1 protein-coding gene and 1 pseudogene are annotated in these 1,898 nt (G+C 43.0%); both read right to left on the bottom strand.

What is annotated here, in order from left to right; genetic code table 11:
- Positions 1-186: pseudogene (locus BCT81_RS02285) on the bottom strand (YdcF family protein); the annotation flags it as partial.
- Positions 187-396: 210 nt separating this feature from the next.
- Entirely contained in the window at positions 397-1,770 is a 1,374-nt protein-coding gene (locus tag BCT81_RS02280; RefSeq protein WP_102423129.1) for an L-cystine transporter, read from the bottom strand.
- Positions 1,771-1,898 lie beyond the last annotated feature (128 nt).

The following is a 1,898-nucleotide window of genomic DNA, read 5'->3' as shown; positions in this document are numbered from 1 at the left end:
GATCTCAGGCTTGCTTTCGTAATTCGCTTGCAGGTCGTCTAGTAAATAACGAGGAATTAAACCCGTACCAATCAGCACAAATGACGATATAAGAACAAGAGATAAAAAAGTGGAAGTTGCTCGCCATTGAAGTAAGCGAGTTATGAAAACCAATAGTAGAAGAAGTAAAAGTATAATAAAGCTCATGGTGATCCCGTTATCGAACTGGTGTCAATTTAATGCAGCATATTGAGGTGTTGAATCATATATCAATCACGGTGATACTTCATAGCTAACTCATTGTATTATTGAACAAATGCACGCTTAACATTTAAAAAGCAACTCCGGTACCAAATAGACAATAAAAAACCGATGCATGGGCATCGGTTTTTGTTTTATGAGCTGTTTGGCTCAGAATTAAGCGTTTGCTTGTTCCAGATCTTGTTGCTTGTCTTTCTTACCTAATAGGCGACTTGTAATTGTACCGGCTGTCATCGCACCAGATACGTTAAGCGCTGTACGAGCCATATCGATAAGTGGCTCGATAGAGATAAGCAGTGCTGCAATCGTTACAGGAAGGCCCATCGCTGGAAGTACGATAAGTGCTGCGAACGTTGCACCGCCACCCACACCAGCGATACCGAAAGAGCTTACTGTGATAATTGCAATCAGAGACAGAATGAAGTTGATGTCCATTGGGGCGATGCCAACCGTAGGTGCAACCATCACTGCTAGCATTGCAGGGTAGATACCCGCACAACCGTTTTGACCAATTGTCGCACCGAAAGAAGCTGATAAGTTAGCAATTGCTGGTGGCACGTTTAGCTTCGTGATTTGAGCTTCAACGTTCAGTGGAATCGTTGCTGCAGAACTACGCGAAGTGAAAGCGAACGTTAGAACAGGCCAGATTTTTTGGAAGTACTCTTTTGGGTTTACGCCAACAAAAGAAACTAACACACCGTGAACAACGAACATCAGCAGAATTGCAACGTAAGACGCTACGATAAAACCAAGTAGGCTTAAAATGTCAGATGCGCTTGATGTTGCTACTACTTTCGCCATTAACGCTGCGATGCCGTATGGCGTTAATGCCATGATCATCTTAACTAAGCGCATCACGATAGATTGAGCCGCTTCAACGAACGTACGAATTGGTGATTCTAGCTCTTCTTTCTCTGCCATTACTTTACGAGCAGCAATACCCGTTAGCACACCAAAGATAACAACCGCGATGATAGACGTAGAGCGAGCACCTGTTAGGTCTGCAAATGGGTTGGTTGGAATGAAGCTAACCAGCATTTGTGGAATTGTTAGGTCTGAAACGCTGCTAATGCGGCTTTCTAGCGTTGCGATACGTGCTGTTTCACGTGCACCTTCTGTCAAACCTTCAGCAGATAGACCAAATGCCTGAGTTACTACAATACCAACAATCGCAGAAATCGCTGTGGTGGCTAACAACACAGAGATCGTGATGCCAGAGATTTTGCCCAGTGAACCGCCTTTCTCAAGCTTAACTACCGCCGCAATCATCGAAACTAGTACTAATGGCATGATGACCATTTTCAGTAAGCCAACGTAACCACGACCAACAATGTTTACCCAGTCTAGTGTTTCTTTGATTACAGGGTTACCTTCACCAAATAGCAACTGAAGGCCAAGACCAAAAGCACTACCGAAAACTAAACCTAATAGAACCAAGCGCGACAACGTGTTTTCTTTTTTCTGCTGTCCGTAGAGAAAGAAGAGGATACCAGTGAATACCGCTAAGGCAGCGATAGCTGAAAATGACATTTGTTTTCCTTATGAATTTCTTTAAATCGATAGGGCGCTTAGATATATGGGCGCAAATACTGTTAGCTACAGTAGCGACCTGTAACAAAACGTAAAATAAGGAAAAGTAATTAAATAGAACAATAGGT

The organism is Vibrio sp. 10N.261.52.A1 (genome assembly GCF_002876325.1).
GTDB lineage: Bacteria > Pseudomonadota > Gammaproteobacteria > Enterobacterales > Vibrionaceae > Vibrio > Vibrio chagasii.
Note: the sequence above shows the minus strand (reverse complement) of the source record. Positions and strands in the feature narration are given on the sequence as shown.